Here is a 25,833-nt window from a genome sequence, read left to right as displayed (position 1 = left end):
ATTACTCTCCCATTGCAGCGATTAGAGCTGCAGACATTCTTTTATAAGTTCCGTTAGTTAAACGTTCTCTTATTGCGTCAAACGCATCTAAAGTTAGTTTAACATCTTCCAATGTATGGGTTGCTGTAGGTATCATTCTCAATAGAATCAATCCCTTTGGAATAACAGGATAAACAACAATGGAGCAGAAAATACCATGATTCTCTCTTAAATCTCTTACCAATGCCATTGCCTCTGGTATACTACCCTTTAAATAAACGGGGGTAACACAACTTTGAGTTGTACCTATATCAAATCCTCTTTCTTTTAGTCCTGATTGCAATGCGTCTACAATAGTCCAAAGGTTTTGCTTTAACTCTGGCATTGTTTTTAGCATTTCTAGACGCTTTAATGCACCTACCACAAGTTGCATTTGTAATGATTTTGCAAACATTTGAGAGCGCAGATTATATTTCAAATAATCTATTATTTCTTGATCACCAGCTATAAAAGCTCCTGTACTGGCCATCGATTTTGCAAATGTTGCAAAATACACATCAATCTCATCTTGTACACCTTGTTCTTCACCTGCACCAGCTCCTGTGACTCCTAATGTACCAAAACCATGTGCATCGTCAACAAGGAACCTAAAATTAAACTTTTTCTTAAGCTCAACGATTTCCTTCAATCTACCTTGCTCACCTCTCATTCCAAATACTCCTTCAGAAATTACAAGAATTCCTCCTCCAGTCTGCTCAGCCATCTTTGTGGCTCTCTCAAGATTCTTTTCTAAACTAGCAATATCATTGTGCTTGTAGGTAAATCTTTTGCCCATGTGTAAACGAACACCATCAATAATACATGCATGAGCATCAACATCATACACTATAATATCGTCTTTAGCCACTAATGCATCAATTGTGGACATGATACCTTGGTAACCAAAATTTAAAAGATAGGCTGCTTCTTTATTAACAAACCCTGCAAGTTCATTTTGTAATTGCTCATGTAAGTCAGTATGACCAGACATCATTCTAGCACCCATTGGATAGGCTGAGCCATATTGCTTGGCAGCTTCCGAATCAACTTTTCTTACTTCTGGGTGATTGGCTAAACCAAGGTAATCGTTAATACTCCATGTAATAACTTCTTTACCTTGAAAATTCATTCTATTAGAGATTTGACCTTCTAATTTAGGAAACACAAAATAACCTTCTGCCTGAGACGCCCATTTACCTAAAGGACCCTTATCTCTATAAATTTTCTCAAATAAATCTTTCATTAGTTACGTTTGCCATTAATCGTTTAAATAGTGCTTTCCAATCACATAAATAAACTCTTAAAGTTTAGTTAATTTAATCTTGTCAGTTCGTGCAAAATTAATTAATAATATTATGACAGCATAATTTATTTTTATTGTCTATTCACACTGTTTTCAACATAAAAAAACCTATCACAGTATTACCATGATAGGCTTTATCTATTATTAAAATAAAATTATTTTATATACTCTATTGTAGTATGTACTTCATGCTTACTATCAAAGAATCCTTGATCTTCCATCCATTTATCGCTATAGACCTTGCTCATATATCTTGAACCATGATCTGGGAAAACCACAACAACCTTATCAGTTGATTTGAATTCTCCTTCTTCATTTAATTGTTTGATTGCCTGCATCGCGGCACCACTAGTATATCCTACAAAAAGTCCTTCTGTATTAGAAATTTCTCTTGCTGTATGTGCACTTTCTTCATCTGTTACCTTGACAAACTTATCAATTGCATCAAAATCTGTTGCAGTTGGAATTAAATTTTTGCCTAATCCCTCAATTCGATATGGATAAATCTCTTTGTCATCAAATTCTCTGGTCTCATGGTATTTTTTCAATACCGAACCATAGGCATCAACTCCGATTATCTTAATATTAGGGTTTTGCTCTTTCAAATATTTGGCAATTCCTGAGATAGTTCCGCCAGTACCACTACAAGCCACAAGATGTGTTATTTCACCTTCGGTCTGATCCCAAATTTCCGGACCAGTTGTATTGTAGTGTGCATCAATATTCAATTCATTAAAATATTGATTTATATAAATAGAGCCTTTAACTTCTTCATGAAGGCGTTTTGCAACTTGATAGTAAGATCTAGGGTCATCTGCATTAACATGGGCAGGGCAAACATATACTTTTGCTCCCATTGATTTTAACATGTCAATTTTATCCGCAGAAGACTTTGAACTCACCGCAAGAATACATTCATATCCTTTAATTATGCTTACCATAGCGATACTAAAACCTGTATTACCAGAAGTAGTTTCGATTATAGTATCACCAGGAGTTAAAATTCCTTGGCGCTCTGCTTCTTCAATAATGTGTAGTGCTATTCTATCTTTAGAGGAGTGACCTGGATTAAAAGCTTCTACTTTCGCGTAAAAATCACCGTCGAAATCGGCAGTCATCTTGTTTAATTTGATTAAGGGAGTACTGCCAATAAGCTGTAGTACATTATCAAATACATTTTTGTTTTTACTCATAAATGCTATTTATCGCTCACCAATTTAACACATTGATGACCTAAACCTCGCAAAAGTAACATTTTTTTTTAAATCAGCCCCTTATTCCTTCAAGATCTAATAGGAAAGCAAATTCTTCTGCATCTTCTCTTAGACTCTCAAATCGGCCAGAAGCACCGCCATGTCCTGCATCCATATTGGTTCTTAGGTACAGCTGATTAGAATCTGTTTTCATCTCTCTTAATTTGGCAACCCATTTTGTTGGTTCCCAATATTGTACTTGAGAATCATGCAAACCTGAAGATACAAGCATATGAGGGTATTTTTTTGCTTCTACATTGTCGTATGGAGAATAAGATTTCATATAGTCATAATATAACTTATCATTAGGGTTTCCCCATTCATCATATTCACCTGTAGTAAGAGGTATAGCATCATCTAGCATTGTGGTGATAACATCTACAAAAGGAACAGCCGCAATTACTCCATTATATAATTCTGGTGCCTTATTGATAACAGCACCAATTAATAGTCCACCTGCACTACCTCCCATTGCATATAAATGTTTAGATGATGTAAATCTTTTTTTTATTAGCTCAATTGAACAACTTATGAAATCTGAAAATGAATTTTTCTTATTAAGCAACTTACCATCTTCATACCATGGCCTTCCTAGATATTCTCCACCGCGTACATGAGCTATCGCATAAATAAATCCTCTATCTAATAAACTTAGTCTAATAGTTGAAAAATAAGGGTCTACTGTAGAACCATAACTTCCATAAGCATATTGCAATAATGGATTTTTTCCATTTTTTTTAATCCCTTTTTTATATACAAGTGAAATTGGAATTTTAGTTCCGTCTTCTGCCTTGGCCCAGATTCTTTCTGATATATAATTTTCTTTTTTGAATTTACCTCCTAAAACTTCCTGTTCTTTTAAAACTTTCTTTGATTTAGTTTTTAGATTATATTCTATAATGGAGGCAGGGGTTGTTAAGGAATTGTATCCATATCTTAAGACATCAGTATCAAATTCGATATTAGTAGTAGTGTAGCATGTATAAGTCTCATTATCAAAAGGTAAATAATAGTCCTCATGATTATCCCAACGTTTTATCCTTATTTGGTTTAAGCCATTGCTCCGTTCACTAATTACCAAATAATCCTTAAAAATATCTATGTTTTCAATTAAAACATCATTTCGGTGAGATACTACATCTTTCCATTTTTCAATGGAAGTATCATGTATTGAAGTTTTCATTAATTTGAAGTTGGTAGAATTGTCTTTATTAGTCAGGACGAAAAAATGATCCTTGTAATGAGAAATACTGTATTCTACACCTCTTATTCTTTTCTGAAATAATTGAAACTTACCCTCTGGTTTATCAGTATCTAAAAAATGATATTCGTTAGTTAATGTACTGTAACAAGCAATGATGATATATCTTCTTGATTTGGTCTTGTAGACTGTAACACCAAAGGTAGTATCACCTTCTTCAAATAACAAGTCATCCTGATTATCTCCAAGCTTGTGCTTGCAGATTTGATGTGCTCTTAAGGTAACTTGATCCTTCTTTGTAAAGAAGATTGTTTTATTATCATTTGCCCAACTGGATGAACCAGTTGTGTTATCCATTGAATCCTTAAGAATCTCTCCAGTAACTAAATTTTTTATATGAATAGTATATTGACGTCTGCCCGTTAGATCAATTCCATAGGACACCAATTTATTGTCTGGACTAATACTTATACCAACAATTTTGAAATAATTATGTCCTTCTGCCATTTCATTGCAATCAAAAAGGAGTTCCTCAGGGTTAGCTAGAGAATCTTTTTTTCGAGTATAAATAGGATAATCTTTATCTTTCTCAAATTTTGTAATATACCAATAACCATTGTATTTATAAGGCACAGACGAATCATCTTCTTTTATTCTAGCCTTCATTTCTATGAATAAACTTTCTTGAAATTCCTTTGTATGAGACATTTGCGCATCACAATAATTATTTTCAGCCTTTAAGTAATCAATTACCTCTTTATTTTCTCTATCATTCATCCAAAAGTAGTTATCGATTCGCACATCACCATGTATTTCTAATCTCTGTGGCTTTTTTTTCGCTATTGGATAAATTGAATTTGATTTCTTTAACATTGCTTTAAAATTATTTAGACTAGAAAAGTTGAGCAATTTACTAATTTTGTACTCCACAATATAAAATTGAAGAATATGTTTGGAGATATGATGGGTATGATGAATAAACTTAAAGAAGCCCAAAAGAAAGTTGAAGAAACAAAAGAGCGTTTAAATACAGTACTTCTTGATGAGTCGAGCAATGACAATAAACTCTCTGTTACGATTACTGCAAACCGTACTATAAAATCAATAAGAATAGACGATGAACTACTTGAAAACAAAGAAATGCTTGAAGATTACTTAATCTTAACTTTAAATAAAGCAATAGAAATGGCTTCAAAAGTCAATGAAGCTGAATTAGCTGCTGTTGCAAAAGAAGGCATGCCAAATATACCAGGAATGGATATGTTTAAATAAAAGGAGACTAAAATTTTAGACTCTTTAAAATTTTTAAATGAGAATCGTGCATGTCATCTGTATAATCTAAATGCGTAACCATCCTTAATTTGTTGCTACCCATACCTATTATATGAATATTATTTTCAGTTAAAGTAATTAAAAAGTCTTTTTCGCTTACAGAATCATTTAGTTCAAAAATTATGATATTTGTTTCAATAGGTTCGACCTTTTTAACAAAGGTTAATGATTCTAAAACTTCACCTATTTCTTTGGCTTTTATATGGTCTTTCCTGAGACGCTCAATGTTGTTATCTAGAGCATATAATCCTGCTGCCGCCAAATAGCCAACTTGGCGCATACCACCACCAAATATTTTTCTTATTCTAATGGCATGTTGCATCAACTCTTTATTTCCTATTAAAACAGATCCAATAGGACAACCGAGACCTTTGCTCAGACAAACTGAAATGGTATCGAATAATTCACCATATTGTTTTGGTTTATGATTTAAAGCTACTAACGCATTCCAAAGTCTTGCACCATCTAAGTGATATCCAAGATTATGTTTATGAGCTACTGCCTTAATTTTCTTAAGTTCTTCAAAATCCCAACATGCACCACCACCCTTATTGGTTGTGTTTTCTACCTCAATTAACGAGGTTAACGGGCTATGATAAAAATCCGGTGGGTTTATAGATGCTTCTGCTTGTTGAGCTGTAAACATTCCTCTATCCCCGTCTATTAATTTACATGATATACCACTGTTAAATGATGCCCCTCCACCTTCATAATTATATATATGGGCATATTTATCACATATGACTTGTTCTCCTGGGTTTGTATGTAATTTAAGTGCTGCCTGATTAGCCATACTTCCAGTAGGGAAAAACAGAGCCTTCTCCATCCCAAACATATTTGCTAGCTTTTCCTCCAAGGCATTAATCGTAGGATCCTCTTTATATACATCATCTCCAACTTCTGCATTTATCATGGCATTTAACATGCCTTTAGTAGGTTTGGTAACTGTATCACTACGTAAATCTATAGTCATTTTTATAATTGTTTCTTCAAAAATACTTCAAATTTGAATAATAAAATAGATTCAATTTGCATCCAAGTTTTATAATTCATAAAATCATGACAATATTGATTATTAAGCTCATACCGTACAAGTAGTTTTAAATTTTTCAATTACTATTTATCCAATAAAAAAGAAATTTATATATTAATTCCTTTTCCACCTAAATAGTATTTTTACATCCTACTTTCTAAATATCTTTTGAATTAATATGTTCTTTGTGCGCCAAACAAATTTATAAAGCATAGGCATAGGATCTCTTAGAGCAAAACTAATAGGCGTATTTTTCCAAATGTAACTAGTGTTAATGATAAAAAATGGGTTCGTTTTCAAACGTTTAATCAAACCTTTTAGGTTTAAATAAGTTATTTTATCAGCCTTTTGAATTTTAAAATTATGATTTAAAGTTGATAAACAATATAGATAAGGAAAGTTTACACCAGCCATTGCGGATGCTTCAATATTTTCCCAGAATCTCGTGTTTATTTCAATAATCTTAAATGTGCTAATATCAATGTCATACCTACAATCAATATTTGCTACACCTGACCAGTTAAGGCTTTTCATTAATTTTTTTATTATTTGGAGTAATGCTTCTTCTTCAACAAAAGAAAAACTTAATTGAGGCGTTAATTTTCCTTTCTCGCTGAAATGCGCTTTCTGAATTGAGTATGCTATTATATCTCCATTTTTACAAAGAACATTACAACAAATATCATAACCTTCAATAAAGTTTTGAAAAATAGTATTACAACTAAATGTGTGTGATTTAATATATTCAAATATATCTTTATTTTCACTTAATACTTCTATTCCTTGACCCGCTCCAAAACCCTCAACTGGCTTAGCAACAACGGGAAATGTCAATTCCGCTAATTCTATTGGCTTATTTGGTTCAAGGATTACACTTTGAGGACAGGGCAAATCATTAGCTTTAAGATGACGATATAACGAATCCTTATTTCTTGCTGATTCAAAATTTGGAAAGGTTGGCAAAGAGCAAAGTTTATCTTTTTCTTTTAGTTTGTTCTTGTTTTTAATAATTCTGTTAAATCCAACTTCAAATACAGGCATGATAACATCAATATCATTCTTCTCAACTTCGTAATTAATGTTATTAACCCAATCTCTATCGTTTGAATCTGGATAAAAAACATAGCTCTTGATGTATCTAGAATATTTCATATAATAATGCCGTCTTGATGACATAACATATACTTCTACATTTTCAACAAGTGACAAACAATTAATAACAGATAATAATCTAGGGCTTTCCCCATCTGGAATCAATACTGTAATTTTTTTATTGAAATTCAAATACATGTAAGAACAAATTAAGTATACAACATTTCGAATAATAATTTTATTGAATTACTAAGAGCTTGCTAATTAACAATCTAAATACAGAAAAACTTTTATTTAACTCTCTTATTTTGGTTACTATCCTTAAAATAATTTTTACAATATTTTAATAATCGATAACAAATTAATTTATAAAAATTCGCAATTGGATCTTTTAAAACAAATCTAAAAGCGGTATTGTTCATTATATAGTTTATGTTAAAGACAAATAATGGATTATTTTTAATTTTTTTTAATAAACCATGTAAAGTAAGAAATGAAATAAACTTGACTTTAGGGTTTTCAAATTCTATTTTAAGACTAGTCAAGCAATACAAATATGGAAAGTTAATTCCAGCTAATGCAGATGCCTCAGTTGTCATCCAAAATCTAGGATTTATCTCAAGTATCTTAAATTTAGAATCCTTCTCATCAAACATCAAATCTATATTTGCAATTCCAGACCAATTAATACTTTTCATTAGTTTTCTGGTCGCATCAATAATTAGATCTTCTTCAACAATATCTAGACCTATTTGCGCAGAAAACTTTTTATTACTAAATAGATTGCCTTTTTGAATAGTATAAGTCAAAATATCTCCATTTAGACATAGCACGTTACATCCTATATCGTAACCACGAATAAACTCTTGGATAATAGTTTTTCCAGCAGGTTTAGAACAATTATAATAGTTTTTCAAACCTTCTCCATCTTGAAATAACTGTATCCCCCTTCCATCGCCTAAGTTTTCTACTGGTTTGACAATTACTGGGTATTCAATTTCAGAAAAATTCGGTAATTTATTTTGTTTAACTACTTGGCTATTAGGACATGGTATACTATTGGCTTTCATGTGATAATATAAAAGCCCCTTATCATTAGCTGTATTGAAATCACTTAATGCTGGCAAAACACAAAGTTTATCCTTATTTTTTAATAACTTTTGATGTTTTATTATTCTTTTAAATCCATTTTGAAAAATTGGGATAATAATATCTATATTATTTTTTTCAACCTCATGATTTATTCTGTTAAGCCATTCCTCATCACTAGAATCAGTGAAAAAAATATATTCCTCTACAAAAAAAGAATACTTCATGAAATCTGATTTATTGCTCGAGATTACAAAAATCTTAATATTTTTAACTAAGCTTAAACAATTAACTACAATCTGTAAAAAAGATGATTCTCCATCAGGAATAAGCACAGAAATTGATTTTGACTTTGATTTCATGCAATTAGTCATTAAACAAAAATCCTGGTGAGTTTATCATATTTTGAATGAATAATTCCAGATTTATAATTAATGTGTTTTTTAGTATCCAAATCATAATTATCTATAATCCAGTCAACATAAACGGCTGTAATATTAGCCCCTGCTAAATGCGAAAATGGGTAACCTCCTCCAAATCTCAAGTTTATATCTAAAATAAAAATCTTTTTATCTTGAACTATTACATCAACATCAGCAAGACCAAGATGCATCAAGTTTTTAGATATTTGTTTCCCAACATCAATTAGTGACTTATCAATTACAGAAATTGCCATATCAGTCTCGCCATTTCGCATAGATAGTTTTTCTCTAGCAAAACAGGCGAAAAATTTAGAATTAAAATTATTAACTATGTCTAGCCCAAATTCTTTACCCTCAACTTTTTCTTGGATTAAAACATTATTTTTAAAGGATAAAGCTGTACTATCATTAATTGAATTAGCTTTTTTTATTTGAATGCATTTTATTTTATAAAAAAGTTTTAACTCTTCAACTGTTTCAGCTAACTCAACACCTTCAGATCCACTTCCAATCGTAGGTTTGATTACTACTGGGAAGTTTAAAATATTGTTATCTATATCATTCAGTGCATCTTCTAACTTAAGATAAGACTTTGGTGAATTAAGACCAATTCTATTAATAAAGTTATGACATTTCCATTTATCAAAAACGATAGAAACTATTTCTTCAGTTGGTACAATAACTTTAGTTCCTAAACTTTCAAGATATTTTTTGTTTTTAGATAAAACCAATAGCTCATAATCATTCAATGATATAATTACTTTTACCGAATATTTTTTGATGATTTCTACAATATCTTCAATATATTCTTGTTGATTGAAGCTTGATACACAAATAGACACATCAGCATCTGAAAATGCTGTGGCAAATTTATTTGAATCGGCAACAATTATCATTCCCCTATCTTTTAATGCAACTTTGAAATAATTGATTAGGTAGTTACGCCGTCCTGCAGAAGTAATTAATATATTAAATCTCATCAACTTTTGAATTATGCTTTTTACAATTTCGTCTTGATACGTCTAAATCATCTATGACATTCGAAGTCTCAAAATCAACATCTTGATTAGAAAAGATTTTATTAATTGTTTTAAGAATTATAATTAAATCATTCTTAAATGATATATTATTAACATATTGAATATCTAATGAAAATTTATCATCCCAATCTAAACTATTTCTACCTGAAATCTGAGCTAATCCCGTAATGCCAGGCTTTACACTGTGTCTTATAGATTCTTCTAAGGTGTAAAAAGGAAGATATCTTACTCTTAAAGGTCTGGGGCCAACAAAACTCATATCCCGCTTGAGAACATTAATTAACTGAGGTATTTCATCTAATGAATATTTTCTTAAAATTAATCCAACTCGAGTAACTCTATGGCTATTTGGCAACAAAAGCCCTTTTGAGTCTTTTTTGTCTGTCATAGTTTTGAATTTTATTATTTTAAATATTTTTTCATTTTTACCCGGTCTTTTTTGAATAAAAAATACTTTTCCATTATTATCTAATAGAAGAATAATAATTAATAAAAGTATTAGTGGTAATAAAATCATTAAACACATAAAAGCAAGAATGAAATCTAAAACATCCTTTATGAAATTTCTATAAATAATTTTCAAAATATGGTATAAATTTACTTTTTGTTTGATTTAGTTTTGTGTTGTAAAAAATTAATTGGAGAAATAAGAATTATAAATAACAGAAAGGATAAAACTAATGATTATAAGTACAAATACCACTTCCAATGGGTGAACCGTCTGGTATTTTCGGTGAAGGTATTATTTTGAACTTTTCTGGATGTGATTTAAATTCAATAATCAATTTCAAATATTGATTAGCATAAGGAACAAGCTTTTTCTTGTCATTAAGAAACGAACTGAGATTATTAATCACTTCATTAGATTTAGCTTGAACCTGAAAAAATGAGTTATTATTCACTGCTAGATTCATAATGTATTTCAACACATTAATGTTTATTTGGTGCTGCACTTCAGAAAAATAACTGTCCTCATGTTTGATACCAAATGTAGATTGAATTAACGCATTCAAAACATTGTGTAATGAGAGTTGATTTTCATCTAAACTATTTTGAATAACTAGCCTATTTGCGCGTTCTGGATGTAAAAGTAATTTCAAAGTCATATCACTTGCAGTATTTACTGCGCTAAATGGATCAAATGCCACTCCAGTTTGACTTTGAAACGATTCACGTGTTCGATTAAAACCATATGCTCTCGGCGGAAACATAGAAAGTTTATTCTTAGGAATGGCAAGCGTTTCAACTCTTAAAGTATTAATTATAGCATTTAAAGTCTGTTCTTGTAATTTTTTATCAACACTTTTTGTAGTGAATTGCCCATCGCTTTTCACAGCATAATTATAATCTAATCCACCAATAACTTTCGTCGCCGCTTCAACTTGATATCTGTGATAAAAATATAAAGGAACAAACACATCTTCTAAAACAGAATATGGCTCAAAACTTTTAATATTGTTACTAGAAAAATTACGTATTGCTAATTCCCGCACTTTCATCACTTCTGATAGCTCTTGATGTGGGAATTTACCATTATCCCATAAATGGGCAAATGCATGAGCCCCACCAATAGCTCGCGCATCGCTATCGGAGATAAAACGTAAACCATCATTCTTGGCTTTTTCTAAAATATCATTCAAAGCCTCAGTTTCATTTATTGTTTTATCAAATTCAGAATAACTATAAGCAGTCGTTATTTTATCCCACTCTCCTATCCCTTTATCATAAGCATGGCTAAAATCAATAATATTGTGCTTTACAACAACATTTGGGTGTGGATAATCCATTACAGAAGCCCTATCATTAGTGCTCGAGGCAAAATTATGAGTAAACCCTAGGGTATGTCCAATTTCATGAGCACTCAATTGTCGTATTCTTGCCAATGCTAATTCTAACATTGGTTCATAATTATCATCACTTAGAGCATACGGATTATTCATTAAAGCCTGGGCGATCATAAAATCTTGACGAATACGCAAACTTCCTAAGCTAACATGACCTTTTATAATCTCGCCTGTACGAGGATCAACTACACTTGCCCCATAACTCCAGCCTCTGGTACTCCTATGTACCCACTGTATAACATTGTATCTACAATCCATTGGATCAGCGCCTTCAGGCAACATCTTCACTCGAAAAGCATTTTTAAAGCCTGCTAATTCAAATGCTTCATTCCACCATCTACCGCCTTCTAAAAGCGCGGACCTAATAGGCTCTGGTGTTCCTGGATCTAAATAATAAACAATTGGCTCTTTCGCTTCACTTTTTGCCAAATCTGGAAATTTCTTCTCTAACCTATGACGAATAATAAAGCGCTTTTTGATATTTTCTTGAATAGGTGTTGCATAATCCATATAAGAAATTGATATGGCTCCACTTCTTGTGTCAAAAGCCCTTGGCTTATAGTTATTATCTGGTAACTTAATAAATGAATGGTGTTGAATAACAGAAACAATTGAAGGCGTAGGTGTTACAGTTTTCAGGTTTTTCCCTATTGGTTGCCCCGTATAGGTTATCAGAGCTTCAAATTCCACATTTTCAGGAAAGGCTTTGGTAGTATTCAATTCTATAGCACTTCTCGTCTTATCTAACTTAAAATTACCTTCCTTTTTACTTTTTAATCTGTTTATAACACCATGGGTATCCTGCATTAGAAATGGTGTAAAATCAACAATATAACCATCAGTATCGGAAAGTATTTTAAAACCAAACAAGACAGATTTGGCAAAAGCTTGTTCAATACTTTTCCGTTCTAACTCATTCTCAGTGTTGGCACGATACTTTAAATTTGGTTGAATCAGTAACAATTTATGGCCGGCTTTTTGAAAATAAACCAGTCGCTCATTACCTAGTTGACCACGATCTAACCCTATGTCATTGCTACCAATACCAGAGGCAAGAGAATTTACATAGAGAAATTCTTTATTTAAATTTTCAACTTTTAAATAAATCTTATCCGTACTTTCTTCATAATAAAAATCAAAATAGCCATCGAATGCTTGTAAATTCTTTTTGTTTAAAATTTGAGCATTCACTAAATCCGAAACTATGAAGAGAAGAATAAGAACATTTTTCATAATAGTTAATTTATAATATGATTTAATCTGTAAAACTATTTTTAGTTTAAAAATATACTTCTAAGTATTTCATCTTGAAATTTTCCAAAAAGAGGTCCATTAGTAATCTGATGAATGTCAATACCTTGTGCATAGGTGTTATATTCAATAAAAACAGGAGCGTCATTGATATCTAGTGCTATATCCCAAGATACAATTTTAAAATAGGGTATTTTAGAATGGAGTGCTTTTACCATATTCGTAACTTTAGGAAAATTTGGTATTAAAATTCCATCTAATTTTAAGCCTGATGGTGATGTATTTGTTATTTCTCCATTCTCTTTGTAGCTATTAGATTTCAGATAACCCGTGTCTTCCACACCACAAATCGATCCTCCTTTACCATAATTATCAATTCTAGAGTCTTTACCTCCCATTCTTAAAACTGTAGATAGAATAACCACATCATTGTTACGAAAAAAAGAAAGAACTCTTAAAGTATTTAAAGAAGTAGGATTTAATTCCTTTAATATTTTACATTGATCTAATATTTCTTGAATTATAAAGTCTTTTTTGTATAATTCAAAAAGATCATTAATTTTTAAATTTTTATAGTTTGTAGTAGACTTTTTTACTTTAAAAAAATTAATCATTTTACCACCTCCAGACCTGATACTCGGCTTTATTATAAGCTCTTCTTTTTGATTATTTAATATACTTATTGCCTGATTAAGACTTATTAATTGATTATTTGAATAAAAATATCCATTAATATTTTTAATGATATATTTTGGTTGTGAAAAGTTTTCAAACAATCTATCATATAAATTTTTATCCAACAATGCCGGCCATTGTACTGAATTATTAAATTTAGGTAAAATTACAGAGTGAAATATATCATCGGGTATATAATTTTCATAAAATTGTCCTGTTATTGATGTATAATATTGATGAGCGTATGTGTTTTTTAATTTAATACCATAAAAATTGTAGAATCTTATTGCTTTTATTTTATTTCCATTTGACAATTTTTTTGCTTTTGTCAGAGCTATTAAGTTTTTTAAAAAAATAATCCAATTTTTTTTTGAATTGTAGATAATTAAATTCTTTTTAATTGAATTAAAAGGCTTTATAATTTTGTTTTTTATATGGTAATACATGATATGTAAATGATAGCTTTTTATCAGTTACTAAACTACCAACAATATTTAAAGTTTAGTAAAAAAGTATTTAGAATCTTAATAATTAATTTAATTCCAATTAAAATTCATAAATAAAGTCAATACTGATTAATCATGAATATATTAATTTTACAAAAAAACAAAAAATGATAACATCAGATCACATTAAAGATCTAAATACGCGCCTAGCTAAGCTAAGGCAATATCTTTGACTTAGATGCTAAGTTAATAGAAATTACCAACGAGGAAGAACAAACCTTCGATCCAAATTTTTGGAACGATTCAAAAATAGCTGAGCAAGTGATGCGTTCTTTAAGAGAAAAGAAAAGCTGGGTTAAGGATTTTGAAACTGCAAATACGTTGTGTGAAGACCTTGAGGTCATTTACGAATTCTACAAGGAAGATGAGGCTCCAATGGAAAACGTTGAAGCTCGATTTAGCAAGGCGATAGAAGCCATTGAAAAGCTCGAATTTAAAAACATGCTTTCAGAAGAAGGTGATAGTCTTAGTGCGGTTTTGCAAATTACAGCAGGCGCAGGTGGGACGGAAAGCTGTGACTGGGCCAGTATGTTAATGCGTATGTACTTGATGTATGCAGAGAAAAATGGATATAAAATAAAAGAATTAAACCATCAAGAAGGAGATGTTGCTGGTATAAAAACAGTAACATTGGAAATAGAAGGCGACTACGCTTTTGGTTGGTTAAAAGGAGAAAATGGAGTTCATCGCTTGGTAAGAATTTCCCCTTTCGATAGTAATGCTAAACGTCATACAAGTTTTGCTTCAGTATACGTTTATCCTATGGTTGATGATTCTATTGAGGTTGAAATAAATCCAGCTGATATTGAAATTACAACAGCTCGTTCAAGTGGGGCGGGAGGACAAAATGTAAATAAGGTTGAAACAAAGGTTCAACTTTTGCATAAGCCAACCGGAATTCAGATTCAGTGTTCAGAAACCAGATCTCAACACGATAATCGCGCACGAGCTTTACAAATGTTAAAATCTCAGTTGTACGAGATTGAACTACAGAAACAAATGGCGCAAAGAGATGATATTGAAGCTGGCAAGATGAAAATTGAATGGGGAAGCCAAATTAGAAACTATGTGATGCATCCATATAAATTGGTGAAAGACGTCAGATCTGGTCACGAAACCGGTAATATTGATACTGTAATGGACGGTAATATTGAGCCGTTTTTAAAATCTTATCTTATGATGATGGGACAAAAAGAAGAAGATAATAACACTATATAAATGAACAAGATAGATACCGTTATTTTTGATTTAGGAGGTGTTCTAATCGATTGGAATCCAGAGTATGTCTATTTGGATGTATTCAAAGGAAATCACCAGAAAATGAAATGGTTCTTTGATAACATCTGTACCAACGATTGGAATGAAAATCAAGACGCAGGCTATCCTCTACAACTAGCAACTGAAGAGAGAGTAGCCATGTTTCCAGAACACGAAGAAATAATTAGAATGTATTACGGCAGATGGGTTGAAATGCTTGGAGATTCAATTGAAGGATCTGTAAAAATATTAAGGGCGTTAATAGATAATCCAAATTACAAAGTAGTTGCATTAACTAATTGGAGTCATGAAACTTTTCCAATAGCATTGGACCGTTTTGATTTTTTACATTGGTTTGAAGGCATTGTTGTTTCTGGTGAAGAAAAAACAAGAAAACCTTTTAAAGATATCTATGAAATAACCTTGAATAGGTTTAATATTACGGCACAAAATTCAATTTTTATTGATGACAATCTAAGAAATATTGATGCTGCGAAAGAATTAGGTATAAATGGCATACATTTTGAAAACCCTAAAGCATTGATTAAAGAATTAAGTAACTACGCAATCAACATTTAAAATGATAACTATTTATCACAACCCACGATGTAGAAAATCTAGAGAAGGTGTTTCAATTATCGAAGCATCAGGTAAACCTTTTGACATTGTTAAATATTTAGACAATAAAATACGTAAGTCTGAGTTAAAAGATATTCTTAAGAAACTTGATATTTCACCAATTGAATTAATTAGGAAGAATGAAGCAATTTGGAAATCAGAATTTAAGGGGAAATCTTTATCTAATGATGAATTAATTGAAATAATGATTGCTAATCCAAAGTTAATTGAGCGACCAATCGTTGTAAATGGTGATAATGCCGTAATAGGTAGACCACCAGAATGTATTAATAGAATTATATAATCTAATTAAAATGAATAAAACAGTTGTAGCTATAGTATTCCTTTTTTTAAGTCTTAATGTTCTAAGTCAAACCAGAAGAGACCGAATGGGAAACCCACAAGTTAATAGAGAACCTACCGAGCAAGAAATTGCTAAACGAGAACGCGAAATCGAACAACGAAAACAAGAATATATTTCTAATTTTTTAACAACACTTGAAGCAGATGAATTCCAACAGGTAATAATAAGACAGCACCTCAATTCTTATTATGATGCAAAATTATCTATACTTAAAACACCTTTTGAACGCAGTTTTGATAGAGCAAATGCCATTAAACATCTTGAAAACACTCATTTTGAAGAATTGAAGACTTTGATTTCAGAAGGTGACATGAATAAAATTCAAGACATGATTGAGGGCGATTTTGATGAAAAGGCTGTAAAGAAAGAGAAGAAAAAGAAAAAGAAGAAGACGAAAAAGAAGAAAAAGGGTTAAGTTTAAATACTCAGCTACAGCGAAAAGTAAATTTCCTAGATCACAAATCCTTAAAAAGAATTGACGTTGGTGTTACCTGTGAACAATGTAGCATTAAAAATTGTGAGGTGAGACAAGTTCCAGCAACTCAGTTAGTGTCTAAAGAAAAAGAAGCTACAACTACTGCTGTAATTAAACAGATTACTGAACGCTACAGTTAATCACTTAAAAAAGTGTTTAGATTGTCAAACCTTATGTCATTAAAATCTGAAATAACTAAATCTGCATTCGAATAATCCTGCCCAGATGAGTGAGAGCTTTTAAAGCCAATACAGTAAATATCAGCATCATTAGCTGCTTTAATGCCATTTGTGGAATCTTCAATAACTATACATTCAGTCTTTAAGAAACCTGTAAATGCAGATGCTTTTATAAATATCTCAGGATGTGGCTTTGATTTCTTTAAATCAGCACCACTAAATTTTCCAGTGAAATATTGGTTTAAATCAAACCTTTTAAAAACCCTTTCAATATTAGGCATTGAAGCAGAAGATGCAACCACTAACTTAATGTTATTATTGTAATAATCTTGGATTAATTGCAATACACCATCGATTAGCTTTAAGTCCTTATCATGTTCAAATAAATATTTAAAATGCTGACGTTTAAGTTCAACTAAATATTCAGGTGCAAAGTCTAAATTGAAATGATCGACCAATCGTCTGCAAATATCAATTGTAGATTGCCCAGTGAATGATTCATACAAATCTTCATCAACATTAATATTAACATCTCCAAACATCTTATGATAGGCCTTATAGTGTAAAGGTTCAGTATCTACAATAACACCATCCATATCAAAAAGAACAGCTTTAAGCATAGGTTTCTGATTTGCGGCGAATATAAAAACTTAAATATGAAAAAAGCATCAAACCACAATTTGATTTGATGCTTAATTTAAAGGTTTAGAATATTAGATAGGTCTAAACAACATTGTCCATAATATCTTGAACCACCTCAGGATTCAACAAAGTACTCGTATCCCCTAATTTGCTTGTGTCATTTGACGCTATTTTTCTTAATATCCTTCTCATGATTTTACCAGATCTTGTTTTAGGCAAGCCAGAAGTAAACTGAATTTTATCAAGCTTTGCAATAGGGCCAATACGATCGGAAATCAGTTGGTTTATTTCTTTTCGAACATTTTCATGAGAACGTCCTTCTCCTGTATCTTTCAAAGTAATGTAACCATAAAGCGCATTACCCTTAACATGATGAGGGAATCCGACAATTGCAGATTCGGCAACAGCATTATGCTCATTGATGGCATCTTCGATTGGTGCAGTTCCTAAATTATGACCGGAAACAATAATTACATCATCAACTCTACCTGTTATTCTATAGTAACCAACCTCATCTCGCAAGGCACCATCTCCAGTAAAATACATGTTTTCAAAAGCAGAAAAATAGGTGTCTTTATAACGCTCATGATTTCCCCAAATAGTTCTCGCCATTGATGGCCAAGGAAATTTTATACACAATCTACCGTCTACTTGATTGCCTTTTATCTCTTGTCCATTTTCATCCATAAGAGCTGGCTGAATACCAATAAATGGCAATGTTGCATATGTTGGTTTTGTTGGTGTAGAAAAAGGAATAGGTGTTATCATAATTCCTCCTGTTTCCGTCTGCCACCAGGTGTCTACTATTGGACTCTTCTTCTTTCCTACATTATCATTATACCAATGCCATGCCTCTTCATTTATCGGTTCACCTACTGAACCAAGTACTTTTAAAGATGATAAATCATATTTATCAACTAATTCCGTACCATGCTTCGCTAATGCTCTAATAGCCGTTGGTGCCGTATAGAACTGATTAATTTTATGTTTTTGTACTATTTCCCAAAAACGTCCAAAATCAGGATAGCTAGGTACACCTTCAAACATTACTGTGGTTGCACCATTAGCCAGTGGACCATAAACTATATAACTATGTCCAGTAATCCAACCTATATCAGCGGTACACCAATACACATCTTCCTCTCTATATTGGAATACATTTTTAAAGGTATATGCCGCATACACCATGTAACCAGCTGTTGTGTGCATCATACCTTTTGGCATACCAGTGGAACCCGACGTGTAAAGAATAAATAATGGGTCTTCAGCATCCATTTCAACAGCAGAATATTCCTGAAAAGCATTATCTAAAAGTTTTTGTAGCCAATAGTCCCTCCCCTCTTTCATATGTATGTCAGAATCTATACGTTTTGCAACTAGAACGGTTTTAACTCCTAAGCAATCTTCTAAAGCCTCATCTACAATACCCTTTAAATCAATAGTTTTAGCACCGCGATAAGAACCATCTGAAGTGATAACCATTTTAGCATCACAATCATTAATTCGAGTTGATAGTGCTGTTGAAGAAAAACCAGCAAAGACCACTGAATGTATAGCGCCAATTCTAGCACAAGCCAGCACTGAAACGGCAAGTTCTGGTATCATTGGTAAGTAGATACAAACACGATCACCCTTTCTTATACCCTTATCATGAAGCACATTGGCAAATTTACAAACACGTTGATGCAGGTCTTTATATGTAATGTGCTCAGCTGACTCATTTGGGTCGTTAGGCTCAAACAATATAGCTGTTTTATCACCTCTTGTATGTAAATGTCTATCTATACAATTTTCGGTTATATTAAGCTTTGCGCCTTCAAACCATTTTATTTCTGGTTTACTAAAATCCCAGCTGAGGACGTTTTCCCATTTTTTGCGCCAAACAAAATGTTCTTCAGCAATTTCTTCCCAGAATTCTTCAGGGTTTCTTACTGATTTTCTATAAACCTGAAAATACTCTTCAAAATTCTTAATGTGGTAATTACTCATAATAAATCTAATGTTGAATAGCTTCTTTGGCACCGCTTGGGATTCTTATATCTTCAACAATTTTTTGAACCTCTTCAGGTGGTGCTTTAGTGAGCTTCATTATTATAATTGATATTATAAAATTAAGCATCATCGCAATAGTACCAAAACCTTCTGGTGAAATTCCAAACCACCATTCGCTCTTATCAGGTAATTGTGAGTCAAACCAACCGAGTTTGTATTTGATCATGTAAAGCAACATACTTATAATACCTACCAACATACCTGCAATAGCACCTTCCTTATTCATTCGTTTGTAAAAAATACCCAATATTATAGCAGGAAAGAAAGATGCCGCTGCCAAGCCAAATGCTAAAGCAACAACGGCAGCTACGAAACCTGGAGGGTTTATGCCAAAATAACCAGCAATACACACAGCACCAACAGCAGATAAACGCGCTACAACAAGTTCTTCTTTTTCAGAGATTGAAGGTTTTATAATTTTCTTAATTAAATCATGAGATATAGAAGATGAAATCACTAGTAATAATCCTGCAGCAGTAGATAGTGCAGCAGCTAAACCTCCTGCCGCCACTAAAGCAACAACCCAATTAGGCAGTTTGGCAATTTCAGGGTTTGCCAAAACCATGATATCTCTATCGATTGTTAACTCATTTTTTGAAGTATTAGCAACATAAGAAATTAATCCATCTTTATTTTTATCATCAAATGAAATTAGCCCTGTAGTCTCCCATTTCTTAAACCATACAGGCACTTCAGCATAAGGTTGATTGGAAACCGTTTCAATCATATTTGTTCTTGCAAATGCTGCAACTGCTGGCGCTGTAGAGTATAAAATAACAATTAACAATAATGCTATACCTGCTGATTTACGAGCATCTTTAACACGCTTTACGGTAAAAAATCTAACAATGACATGAGGTAAACCAGCTGTACCTATCATCAAAGCTAATGTGATTGCAAAAATATCTATAGTCGATTTTGAACCCTCTGTATATTCAGCAAAACCAAGTTGGTTACTTAAGTCATCTAACTTATCTAACAAATAAGTTCCTGAACCATCACTTAATTCTGAGCCAAATCCTAATTGTGGAATTGGGTTACCAGTCACTTGAATGGAGATAAAAATTGCAGGCACCATGAAAGCAAATATTAATACACAGTATTGTGCTACTTGTGTGTATGTGATACCTTTCATACCGCCAAGCACTGCATAAAACAAAACAATGAGCATTCCTATGATGACGCCAGTATTAATATCTACTTCAAGAAATCTTGAAAATACAATACCGACTCCACGCATTTGTCCTGCCACATATGTAAATGAAACTAACAAAGCACACATCACAGCAACAATTCGTGCTGTTTTAGAATAGTACCGATCACCAATAAAATCTGGAACTGTAAATTTCCCAAACTTACGAAGGTAAGGCGCTAGCAACAATGCAAGCAAGACGTAGCCACCTGTCCAACCCATTAAATATACCGCTCCATCAAAACCTGCAAAAGAAATAATACCAGCCATAGAAATAAAAGAAGCAGCACTCATCCAATCAGCTGCCGTTGCCATACCATTTGCAAGTGGTGACACTCCACCTCCTGCAACATAAAATTCTTTGGTTGAGCCTGCTCTAGACCAAATGGCAATTCCAATATAGAGCGCGAATGTGGTTCCAACTAAAATGTATGTCCAATTTTGAACATCTAATTCGGCTATAAGTAGAAGTTTATTTATCATAACCGTATTTTTCATCAAGTTTATTCATCATCCTTACATATATAAAAATCAATATCACAAAAACGTACATTGAGCCTTGTTGAGCAAACCAGAATCCGAGTTTGAATCCACCAATCTTAATTTGATTCAATTCATCTTTAAACAAAATCCCAGCACAATAAGACACAATAAACCATATTACTAGCAAAATGATAACATATTTAATATTTTCACGCCAATAGGCTTTTGCATTATCTGTTACCTTCATTATCAGTTTGATTTTAATTTTGAAAAATAAAATTTTGATACTTCTAAGACCTTAGGCGCAAGAATTATGGTAGAAAGCATTGTAGGTATAGCCATTAAAGCAAAAACACCGTCAATAAGATTAATCATAGCCTCAAACTCCGTCGTCGCTGCTAATACTATACTCGCTATATACAAGTAATTATAATAATGCTTTTTATCTGCTCCTATCAAGAAAGACAAGCATTTGGTACCATAATACGCATAAGAAAACAAGGAGGACACACTAAAAAAGAAAACGCATAGCATCAAAAGGTATTGGCCATATGGCATTGCATTCTGAAATGCTTCAGCTGTAAGGCTTACACCACTGCTACCTGTGGTCTCCCAAACACCCGTTACTAAAATCGCTAATGCCGTTAAAGTACATACCACCAGGGTATCTATTGCTGGGCCAAGCATCGCCACCAAGCCTTCCCTAACCGGTTCATCGGTTTTTGCAGCACCATGTGCTAAAGGTGCAGTACCTAAACCTGCTTCGTTAGAAAATGCACCTCGTTTTATACCATGTAATATCAATCCACCTAGAACACCACCAAGAAACGACTCATCTTTTGGATAATAATCTGCATTAAAGGCATCTGTAACTATTAGTGCCAAATATTTAGGAACTTCCGTGTAATGCATTGAAAGAATTATCATCACTAAAATAAAGTATAGCACAACCATAGAAGGCACCAAGCGAGATGCCAAAATACTAATACGTTTTAGACCACCTAGTATTACAATACTTGTAAAAAGTACTAATACCAAGGCAATGACTAGATTAGATTGAAAAGATACCTCTACACCGTTTGGTATCAATATTATATCGTTTATTGCTTGCTTTAGCTGGTTAACGTTAACTACTGGAAGAGCACCCAACATACCAAAGAAACTAAACATCACTGCAATAGGTTTCCAATGCTTACCCAAGCCTTCCATGATAAAGTACATAGGACCACCTTGTACCACACCAGCACTATCCCTCCCTCTATATAAAATGGCGAGCGTAGATGTAAAGAATTTGGTAGACATCCCAACAATGGCACTTACCCACATCCAAAACATAGCACCAGGTCCTCCAACGGAAATGGCCAGGGCCACACCAGCAATATTTCCCATACCGATGGTTGAGGACAGTGCTGTCGTTAAGGCTTGAAAATGCGATATATGACCAGTATCATTCTGATCATCATACTTACCATGTAAAATACTAATGGCATGTCCTAAATAACGAAATGGTAAAAACTTAGAGCGAATAAGAAGGTATAAACCACCACCAATAAGTAGTATGAGCAATGGCAAACCCCAAGCCAAGTCCGAAAATTGCTCTAAAAGATAATTGAATGTATTCACTGCTGTCAAAAATAAGGAATCTAAAGGACTGTTTGTAATTTCTTAGAATTGCATAGCCAATCTATTATTTTCCGATTTTGAAACCTTTTACATGGCTTATCACCCAATAAAATTAATTAAAGCTGGATTTATCAAACTGTTGACAACCAAATTAAATTCTTTGCAAAAATGATTAATATCACCTCTGAAAAGAATGAATATTATCCACTTCAAAATATTTGTTGATTTGGATCAATAGAGTCATTGTTTTTTATTTAATTTAATTTGTAAAACAATTACTTACAAAAATAATTACGAAAAGCTTTTTGAGAATCCTATTTAATCCTGAACACCTAAGGATTATAATATTTTAAAATCCTAATATATTCATGATTCATAAAATAATTGCATACCCCCCCTATCTTATTTTCAATTTATTAACTTGCTAATACGAAGTGATTTTTAAGCTCTGCTTTGGTTGTATATTTTCTTTTTTTAATGAGTTTATTAGTTAACAGTGTGTACTCTTGATCAATAAATTCATTCCTGTAAATGAAAGCCTTTTTTATATTTTCACGTTTCCACTGGTCCTTTTTATCTGCCTTTTCATTTATAATCTTTTCTATGAGTGGAATACTCTTATCTATTTCCTCTAATCGAATATAGGTAATGTTGTTAAGACTACTCGTTTTCTTCGTGAAATCGAAGTAAAACTTTATAAGTTTATTTATAATGATTTCATTCTTTTCAGTATCATTTTCAAAATCAAACTGTCTTAGGTCAACTCCTATTTTATCTTTCCAAAATAAATCATAAGAAACACAAAAATTTAGTGCGGACATATTAGGTCTATTCCAATAATTAATTACTGATGTTATCCATGAAGATGGAGGTCTTAAAACACATAAATAATTTAGTTTCTTTGCAATTTCATTTGTCGCCAATTCATCGACATAAGCACTCCAATATCCTGAACATTCGAATTTTAAATTTAAATACCTCAACCGTTTAGGGAAGTATTTATTAAAATCTTTATCTAGTATTTTATAAGTTGTATAGTGAAGTGGTTCGTGCTTAGACACCTCTGAACCAAATGTACTCGATAAGAATGTTGTTCCGGTTTTATATGGTGAAATACAAATTAAAGTATTTGGTATTAATCGAAGGGGTCTTTTATGACTAAGCTTAATTGACACAATAGCAAATTCTATTCCTCGAAAAAATTTCGCTAAAGGAGTTTTCAGCAAAAAAAACTTAAATTTATCGAAGGTTTTCATAGTTTATGAATTTATAACATCGATAATACTTAAATAAGTGCAAAAGCCTGAGTGTAGTGCGCTAATAATGTTTTAATCAATAACTTACTTAGGGGCTTTTTCGATATTGGTTCTAAAACGGGCTTCTATTTAATTAAAAATGTTCAATTATCCTGAAATCTTCGTTAAAAGTAAGTTTCTATACGTCAAACAATGGTTTTACACAAAATATTACTAGCAAATTTTGTCTTTTAAAATGTAAGAAAAATCAACTGAAACCTATAAAGGGTTTAATAATCTAAATCTTATATTTGGTATCAAACAAATAATTAATTGAGTTCTAATAGGTTATATTTTATTGATGCGGTGCGTGCATTTGCCATCTTAATGATGTTGCAAGGGCACTTTATTGATACCTTGCTAGACGTTAACTTTAGAGACGAGAACAATACTGCGTTTCAAATTTGGACCTACTTTAGAGGGATAACTGCACCCACGTTCTTCACCATTTCTGGGCTTATTTTTACCTATCTACTTATCAGAGCAAAGCAAAAAGGCACATTAAAACAACGAATGCGAAAAGGTTTGATACGAGGATTAATGCTAATAGGTATCGGTTACCTTTTGCGCGTACCAATTTTTGAGTGGCTGGTTGGTGAGTTTAACAGCTACTTTTTGGTTATTGATGTTTTGCAATGTATAGGTTTATCGCTAATTGGTGTTGTCCTCCTATATAAACTAACACTTAAAAACACCTTGGTCTTTTCGGTTTTAATGTTACAGATTGGGATATTAATTTTCACAACAGAGCCTTTATATCGCGACTTAGTTCTGCCCAATATACCAGAGTTTTTGGCAAACTATATGACCAAATCAAACGGTTCTGTTTTTACCATTTTACCATGGTTTGGATATATAGCCTTTGGTGCTTTTATTGCCACCTTGTTTTATGGTTATGTTGACAGACCAAAGTTTAAACCAAGTATTATAGCTAGTTTTTTTATCGTTGGATTGTTTTTAATAAATACCTCATCTTATACGTTGATGAAACTCTATTACTGGAGTGATTTTGTGTTACTAAAAGAGGTGGCTTATTTTAATTATCTATACACCAGGTTAGGAAATGTACTTATTCTATTCGCAATTTTTTATTTGTTTGAATCTATTGTAAAACAACCACTAATATTAAAAATTGGTCAGAAGACACTATCCATTTACATCATTCACTTTATTATAATCTGGGGAAGTTTTACAGGTACCGGATTGCATCAAATTATTGGTAAAACCTTAGTGCCTTGGCAAGCTATTTTAGGTGCTTTATTATTCTTAACCGTAGTTTGCTTCATATCATTTCATTATACCAAGACCAATGCCTTTGTATATTCCAAAATCAGAATATTAATAGATAAGATAAAGCGTCGTGCACAATAAAATTGATGCGAGCTTTAAGTTTAAAGATGGATTAATAATAAAGCATACTTATATATTTAATTTACATAAATGGGTAAGGCAAGCAATGGGCTTGAAAGACTTACTATTAGGTGGGTTTTCTTTCTTTAAAAGTAAATTGAATCAACATTCTAATCATCTATTAGAAAAGTATATGAATGAAAAAAAGCTACCTCGTTAGGACCTAGATAGCTTATTTTAATAG

General features: G+C 32.2%; 22 protein-coding genes. 6 read left to right on the top strand and 16 right to left on the bottom strand.

Annotated elements, in window-relative coordinates:
* Nucleotide 1: 1 nt before the first annotated feature.
* From DUZ96_RS07840 to DUZ96_RS07830, 3 genes are all read right to left on the bottom strand, one after another.
* Nucleotides 2-1,261 carry an aminotransferase class I/II-fold pyridoxal phosphate-dependent enzyme gene (locus DUZ96_RS07840; RefSeq protein WP_114301390.1) on the bottom strand — a complete coding sequence of 420 codons (1,260 nt, stop codon included), beginning with the start codon at nucleotides 1,259-1,261 and terminating at the stop codon, nucleotides 2-4.
* A gap of 215 nt (nucleotides 1,262-1,476) precedes the next feature.
* Nucleotides 1,477-2,514, bottom strand: a complete 1,038-nt coding sequence (locus tag DUZ96_RS07835; RefSeq protein ID WP_114301389.1) for a PLP-dependent cysteine synthase family protein — start codon at nucleotides 2,512-2,514, stop codon at nucleotides 1,477-1,479.
* Nucleotides 2,515-2,587: 73 nt separating this feature from the next.
* A complete protein-coding gene (locus DUZ96_RS07830) occupies nucleotides 2,588-4,648 on the bottom strand; it encodes a S9 family peptidase (protein WP_114301750.1) in 2,061 nt (686 codons plus the stop codon).
* Between the two features lie 75 nt (nucleotides 4,649-4,723).
* Between DUZ96_RS07830 and DUZ96_RS07825 the strand changes: the two genes are divergently transcribed.
* The gene (locus DUZ96_RS07825; RefSeq protein WP_114301388.1) at nucleotides 4,724-5,047 is read left to right on the top strand and encodes a YbaB/EbfC family nucleoid-associated protein; all 324 of its coding nucleotides are present in this window, start codon (nucleotides 4,724-4,726) and stop codon (nucleotides 5,045-5,047) included.
* Nucleotides 5,048-5,054: 7 nt separating this feature from the next.
* On the opposite strand, the gene DUZ96_RS07820 is transcribed toward DUZ96_RS07825, so the two are convergent.
* From DUZ96_RS07820 to DUZ96_RS07790, 7 genes are all read right to left on the bottom strand, one after another.
* On the bottom strand, nucleotides 5,055-6,080 hold the full coding sequence (locus tag DUZ96_RS07820; protein WP_114301387.1) for a low specificity L-threonine aldolase: 1,026 nt from the start codon (nucleotides 6,078-6,080) through the stop codon (nucleotides 5,055-5,057).
* Nucleotides 6,081-6,290: 210 nt separating this feature from the next.
* Complete coding sequence (locus DUZ96_RS07815; RefSeq protein WP_114301386.1) at nucleotides 6,291-7,430, bottom strand: ATP-grasp domain-containing protein; 1,140 nt, start codon at nucleotides 7,428-7,430, stop codon at nucleotides 6,291-6,293.
* Nucleotides 7,431-7,522: 92 nt separating this feature from the next.
* A complete protein-coding gene (locus tag DUZ96_RS07810; RefSeq protein ID WP_181855251.1) occupies nucleotides 7,523-8,683 on the bottom strand; it encodes an ATP-grasp domain-containing protein in 1,161 nt (386 codons plus the stop codon).
* 11 nt (nucleotides 8,684-8,694) lie between these two features.
* Entirely contained in the window at nucleotides 8,695-9,723 is a 1,029-nt protein-coding gene (locus tag DUZ96_RS07805) for an ATP-grasp domain-containing protein (RefSeq protein ID WP_114301384.1), read from the bottom strand.
* Complete coding sequence (locus DUZ96_RS07800) at nucleotides 9,713-10,366, bottom strand: sugar transferase (RefSeq protein WP_258774347.1); 654 nt, start codon at nucleotides 10,364-10,366, stop codon at nucleotides 9,713-9,715. The genes DUZ96_RS07805 and DUZ96_RS07800 overlap by 11 nt, the downstream gene beginning before the upstream one ends.
* A gap of 94 nt (nucleotides 10,367-10,460) precedes the next feature.
* Nucleotides 10,461-12,860, bottom strand: coding sequence for a zinc-dependent metalloprotease (locus tag DUZ96_RS07795; protein WP_114301383.1), 2,400 nt, complete (start codon nucleotides 12,858-12,860; stop codon nucleotides 10,461-10,463).
* Between the two features lie 41 nt (nucleotides 12,861-12,901).
* The gene (locus DUZ96_RS07790) at nucleotides 12,902-13,867 is read right to left on the bottom strand and encodes a sugar-transfer associated ATP-grasp domain-containing protein (RefSeq protein ID WP_181855250.1); all 966 of its coding nucleotides are present in this window, start codon (nucleotides 13,865-13,867) and stop codon (nucleotides 12,902-12,904) included.
* Between the two features lie 299 nt (nucleotides 13,868-14,166).
* Between DUZ96_RS07790 and prfB the strand changes: the two genes are divergently transcribed.
* The 4 genes from prfB (at nucleotide 14,167) to DUZ96_RS07770 (ending at nucleotide 16,713) form a co-directional block, all read left to right on the top strand.
* Nucleotides 14,167-15,277 (top strand): peptide chain release factor 2 gene (gene prfB, locus DUZ96_RS07785; protein ID WP_114301381.1). Its coding sequence is split into 2 segments (ribosomal slippage): nucleotides 14,167-14,229 and nucleotides 14,231-15,277, totalling 1,110 coding nucleotides; the frame shifts between segments, so codons are not numbered across the junction.
* Nucleotides 15,278-15,895 (top strand): HAD family phosphatase, encoded by a 618-nt coding sequence (locus DUZ96_RS07780; protein WP_114301380.1) that lies wholly within the window; start codon nucleotides 15,278-15,280, stop codon nucleotides 15,893-15,895.
* Between the two features lies 1 nt (nucleotide 15,896).
* Nucleotides 15,897-16,238 carry an arsenate reductase (glutaredoxin) gene (gene arsC, locus DUZ96_RS07775; protein ID WP_114301379.1) on the top strand — a complete coding sequence of 114 codons (342 nt, stop codon included), beginning with the start codon at nucleotides 15,897-15,899 and terminating at the stop codon, nucleotides 16,236-16,238.
* Nucleotides 16,239-16,248: 10 nt separating this feature from the next.
* Entirely contained in the window at nucleotides 16,249-16,713 is a 465-nt protein-coding gene (locus DUZ96_RS07770; protein ID WP_114301378.1) for a hypothetical protein, read from the top strand.
* Between the two features lie 196 nt (nucleotides 16,714-16,909).
* On the opposite strand, the gene DUZ96_RS07765 is transcribed toward DUZ96_RS07770, so the two are convergent.
* The 6 genes from DUZ96_RS07765 to DUZ96_RS07740 form a co-directional block, all read right to left on the bottom strand.
* Nucleotides 16,910-17,572 (bottom strand): HAD family phosphatase, encoded by a 663-nt coding sequence (locus DUZ96_RS07765; protein WP_114301377.1) that lies wholly within the window; start codon nucleotides 17,570-17,572, stop codon nucleotides 16,910-16,912.
* 103 nt (nucleotides 17,573-17,675) lie between these two features.
* Nucleotides 17,676-19,583, bottom strand: coding sequence for an acetate--CoA ligase (acs, locus tag DUZ96_RS07760; RefSeq protein WP_114301376.1), 1,908 nt, complete (start codon nucleotides 19,581-19,583; stop codon nucleotides 17,676-17,678).
* Between the two features lie 7 nt (nucleotides 19,584-19,590).
* Complete coding sequence (locus DUZ96_RS07755; protein ID WP_114301748.1) at nucleotides 19,591-21,321, bottom strand: sodium:solute symporter family protein; 1,731 nt, start codon at nucleotides 21,319-21,321, stop codon at nucleotides 19,591-19,593.
* Nucleotides 21,311-21,568, bottom strand: coding sequence for a DUF4212 domain-containing protein (locus DUZ96_RS07750; protein ID WP_114301375.1), 258 nt, complete (start codon nucleotides 21,566-21,568; stop codon nucleotides 21,311-21,313). The genes DUZ96_RS07755 and DUZ96_RS07750 overlap by 11 nt, the downstream gene beginning before the upstream one ends.
* A gap of 2 nt (nucleotides 21,569-21,570) precedes the next feature.
* Complete coding sequence (locus DUZ96_RS07745) at nucleotides 21,571-22,944, bottom strand: sodium:alanine symporter family protein (RefSeq protein WP_114301374.1); 1,374 nt, start codon at nucleotides 22,942-22,944, stop codon at nucleotides 21,571-21,573.
* Between the two features lie 416 nt (nucleotides 22,945-23,360).
* Complete coding sequence (locus DUZ96_RS07740; RefSeq protein ID WP_147267069.1) at nucleotides 23,361-24,119, bottom strand: hypothetical protein; 759 nt, start codon at nucleotides 24,117-24,119, stop codon at nucleotides 23,361-23,363.
* A gap of 393 nt (nucleotides 24,120-24,512) precedes the next feature.
* Between DUZ96_RS07740 and DUZ96_RS07735 the strand changes: the two genes are divergently transcribed.
* Nucleotides 24,513-25,610, top strand: a complete 1,098-nt coding sequence (locus DUZ96_RS07735) for a heparan-alpha-glucosaminide N-acetyltransferase domain-containing protein (RefSeq protein ID WP_114301372.1) — start codon at nucleotides 24,513-24,515, stop codon at nucleotides 25,608-25,610.
* Nucleotides 25,611-25,833 lie beyond the last annotated feature (223 nt).

Origin of the sequence: Winogradskyella sp. KYW1333 (assembly GCF_003335675.1) — a bacterium.
Lineage (GTDB): Bacteria > Bacteroidota > Bacteroidia > Flavobacteriales > Flavobacteriaceae > Winogradskyella.
This window is presented reverse-complemented; position numbering and strand designations above follow the sequence as displayed.

What these genes read in the sequence shown, in the direction of transcription:
- DUZ96_RS07780 (WP_114301380.1), top strand. Translation starts at nt 15,278, where the DNA reads ATGAACAAGATAGATACCGTTATTTTTGATTTAGGAGGTGTTCTAATC.
- acs (WP_114301376.1), bottom strand. Translation starts at nt 19,583, where the DNA reads ATGAGTAATTACCACATTAAGAATTTTGAAGAGTATTTTCAGGTTTAT.
- DUZ96_RS07805 (WP_114301384.1), bottom strand. Translation starts at nt 9,723, where the DNA reads ATGAGATTTAATATATTAATTACTTCTGCAGGACGGCGTAACTACCTA.
- DUZ96_RS07755 (WP_114301748.1), bottom strand. Translation starts at nt 21,321, where the DNA reads ATGATAAATAAACTTCTACTTATAGCCGAATTAGATGTTCAAAATTGG.
- DUZ96_RS07795 (WP_114301383.1), bottom strand. Translation starts at nt 12,860, where the DNA reads ATGAAAAATGTTCTTATTCTTCTCTTCATAGTTTCGGATTTAGTGAAT.
- DUZ96_RS07825 (WP_114301388.1), top strand. Translation starts at nt 4,724, where the DNA reads ATGTTTGGAGATATGATGGGTATGATGAATAAACTTAAAGAAGCCCAA.
- DUZ96_RS07815 (WP_114301386.1), bottom strand. Translation starts at nt 7,430, where the DNA reads ATGTATTTGAATTTCAATAAAAAAATTACAGTATTGATTCCAGATGGG.
- DUZ96_RS07840 (WP_114301390.1), bottom strand. Translation starts at nt 1,261, where the DNA reads ATGAAAGATTTATTTGAGAAAATTTATAGAGATAAGGGTCCTTTAGGT.
- DUZ96_RS07765 (WP_114301377.1), bottom strand. Translation starts at nt 17,572, where the DNA reads ATGCTTAAAGCTGTTCTTTTTGATATGGATGGTGTTATTGTAGATACT.
- DUZ96_RS07810 (WP_181855251.1), bottom strand. Translation starts at nt 8,683, where the DNA reads ATGAAATCAAAGTCAAAATCAATTTCTGTGCTTATTCCTGATGGAGAA.
- DUZ96_RS07830 (WP_114301750.1), bottom strand. Translation starts at nt 4,648, where the DNA reads ATGTTAAAGAAATCAAATTCAATTTATCCAATAGCGAAAAAAAAGCCA.
- DUZ96_RS07820 (WP_114301387.1), bottom strand. Translation starts at nt 6,080, where the DNA reads ATGACTATAGATTTACGTAGTGATACAGTTACCAAACCTACTAAAGGC.
- DUZ96_RS07750 (WP_114301375.1), bottom strand. Translation starts at nt 21,568, where the DNA reads ATGAAGGTAACAGATAATGCAAAAGCCTATTGGCGTGAAAATATTAAA.
- DUZ96_RS07835 (WP_114301389.1), bottom strand. Translation starts at nt 2,514, where the DNA reads ATGAGTAAAAACAAAAATGTATTTGATAATGTACTACAGCTTATTGGC.
- arsC (WP_114301379.1), top strand. Translation starts at nt 15,897, where the DNA reads ATGATAACTATTTATCACAACCCACGATGTAGAAAATCTAGAGAAGGT.
- DUZ96_RS07770 (WP_114301378.1), top strand. Translation starts at nt 16,249, where the DNA reads ATGAATAAAACAGTTGTAGCTATAGTATTCCTTTTTTTAAGTCTTAAT.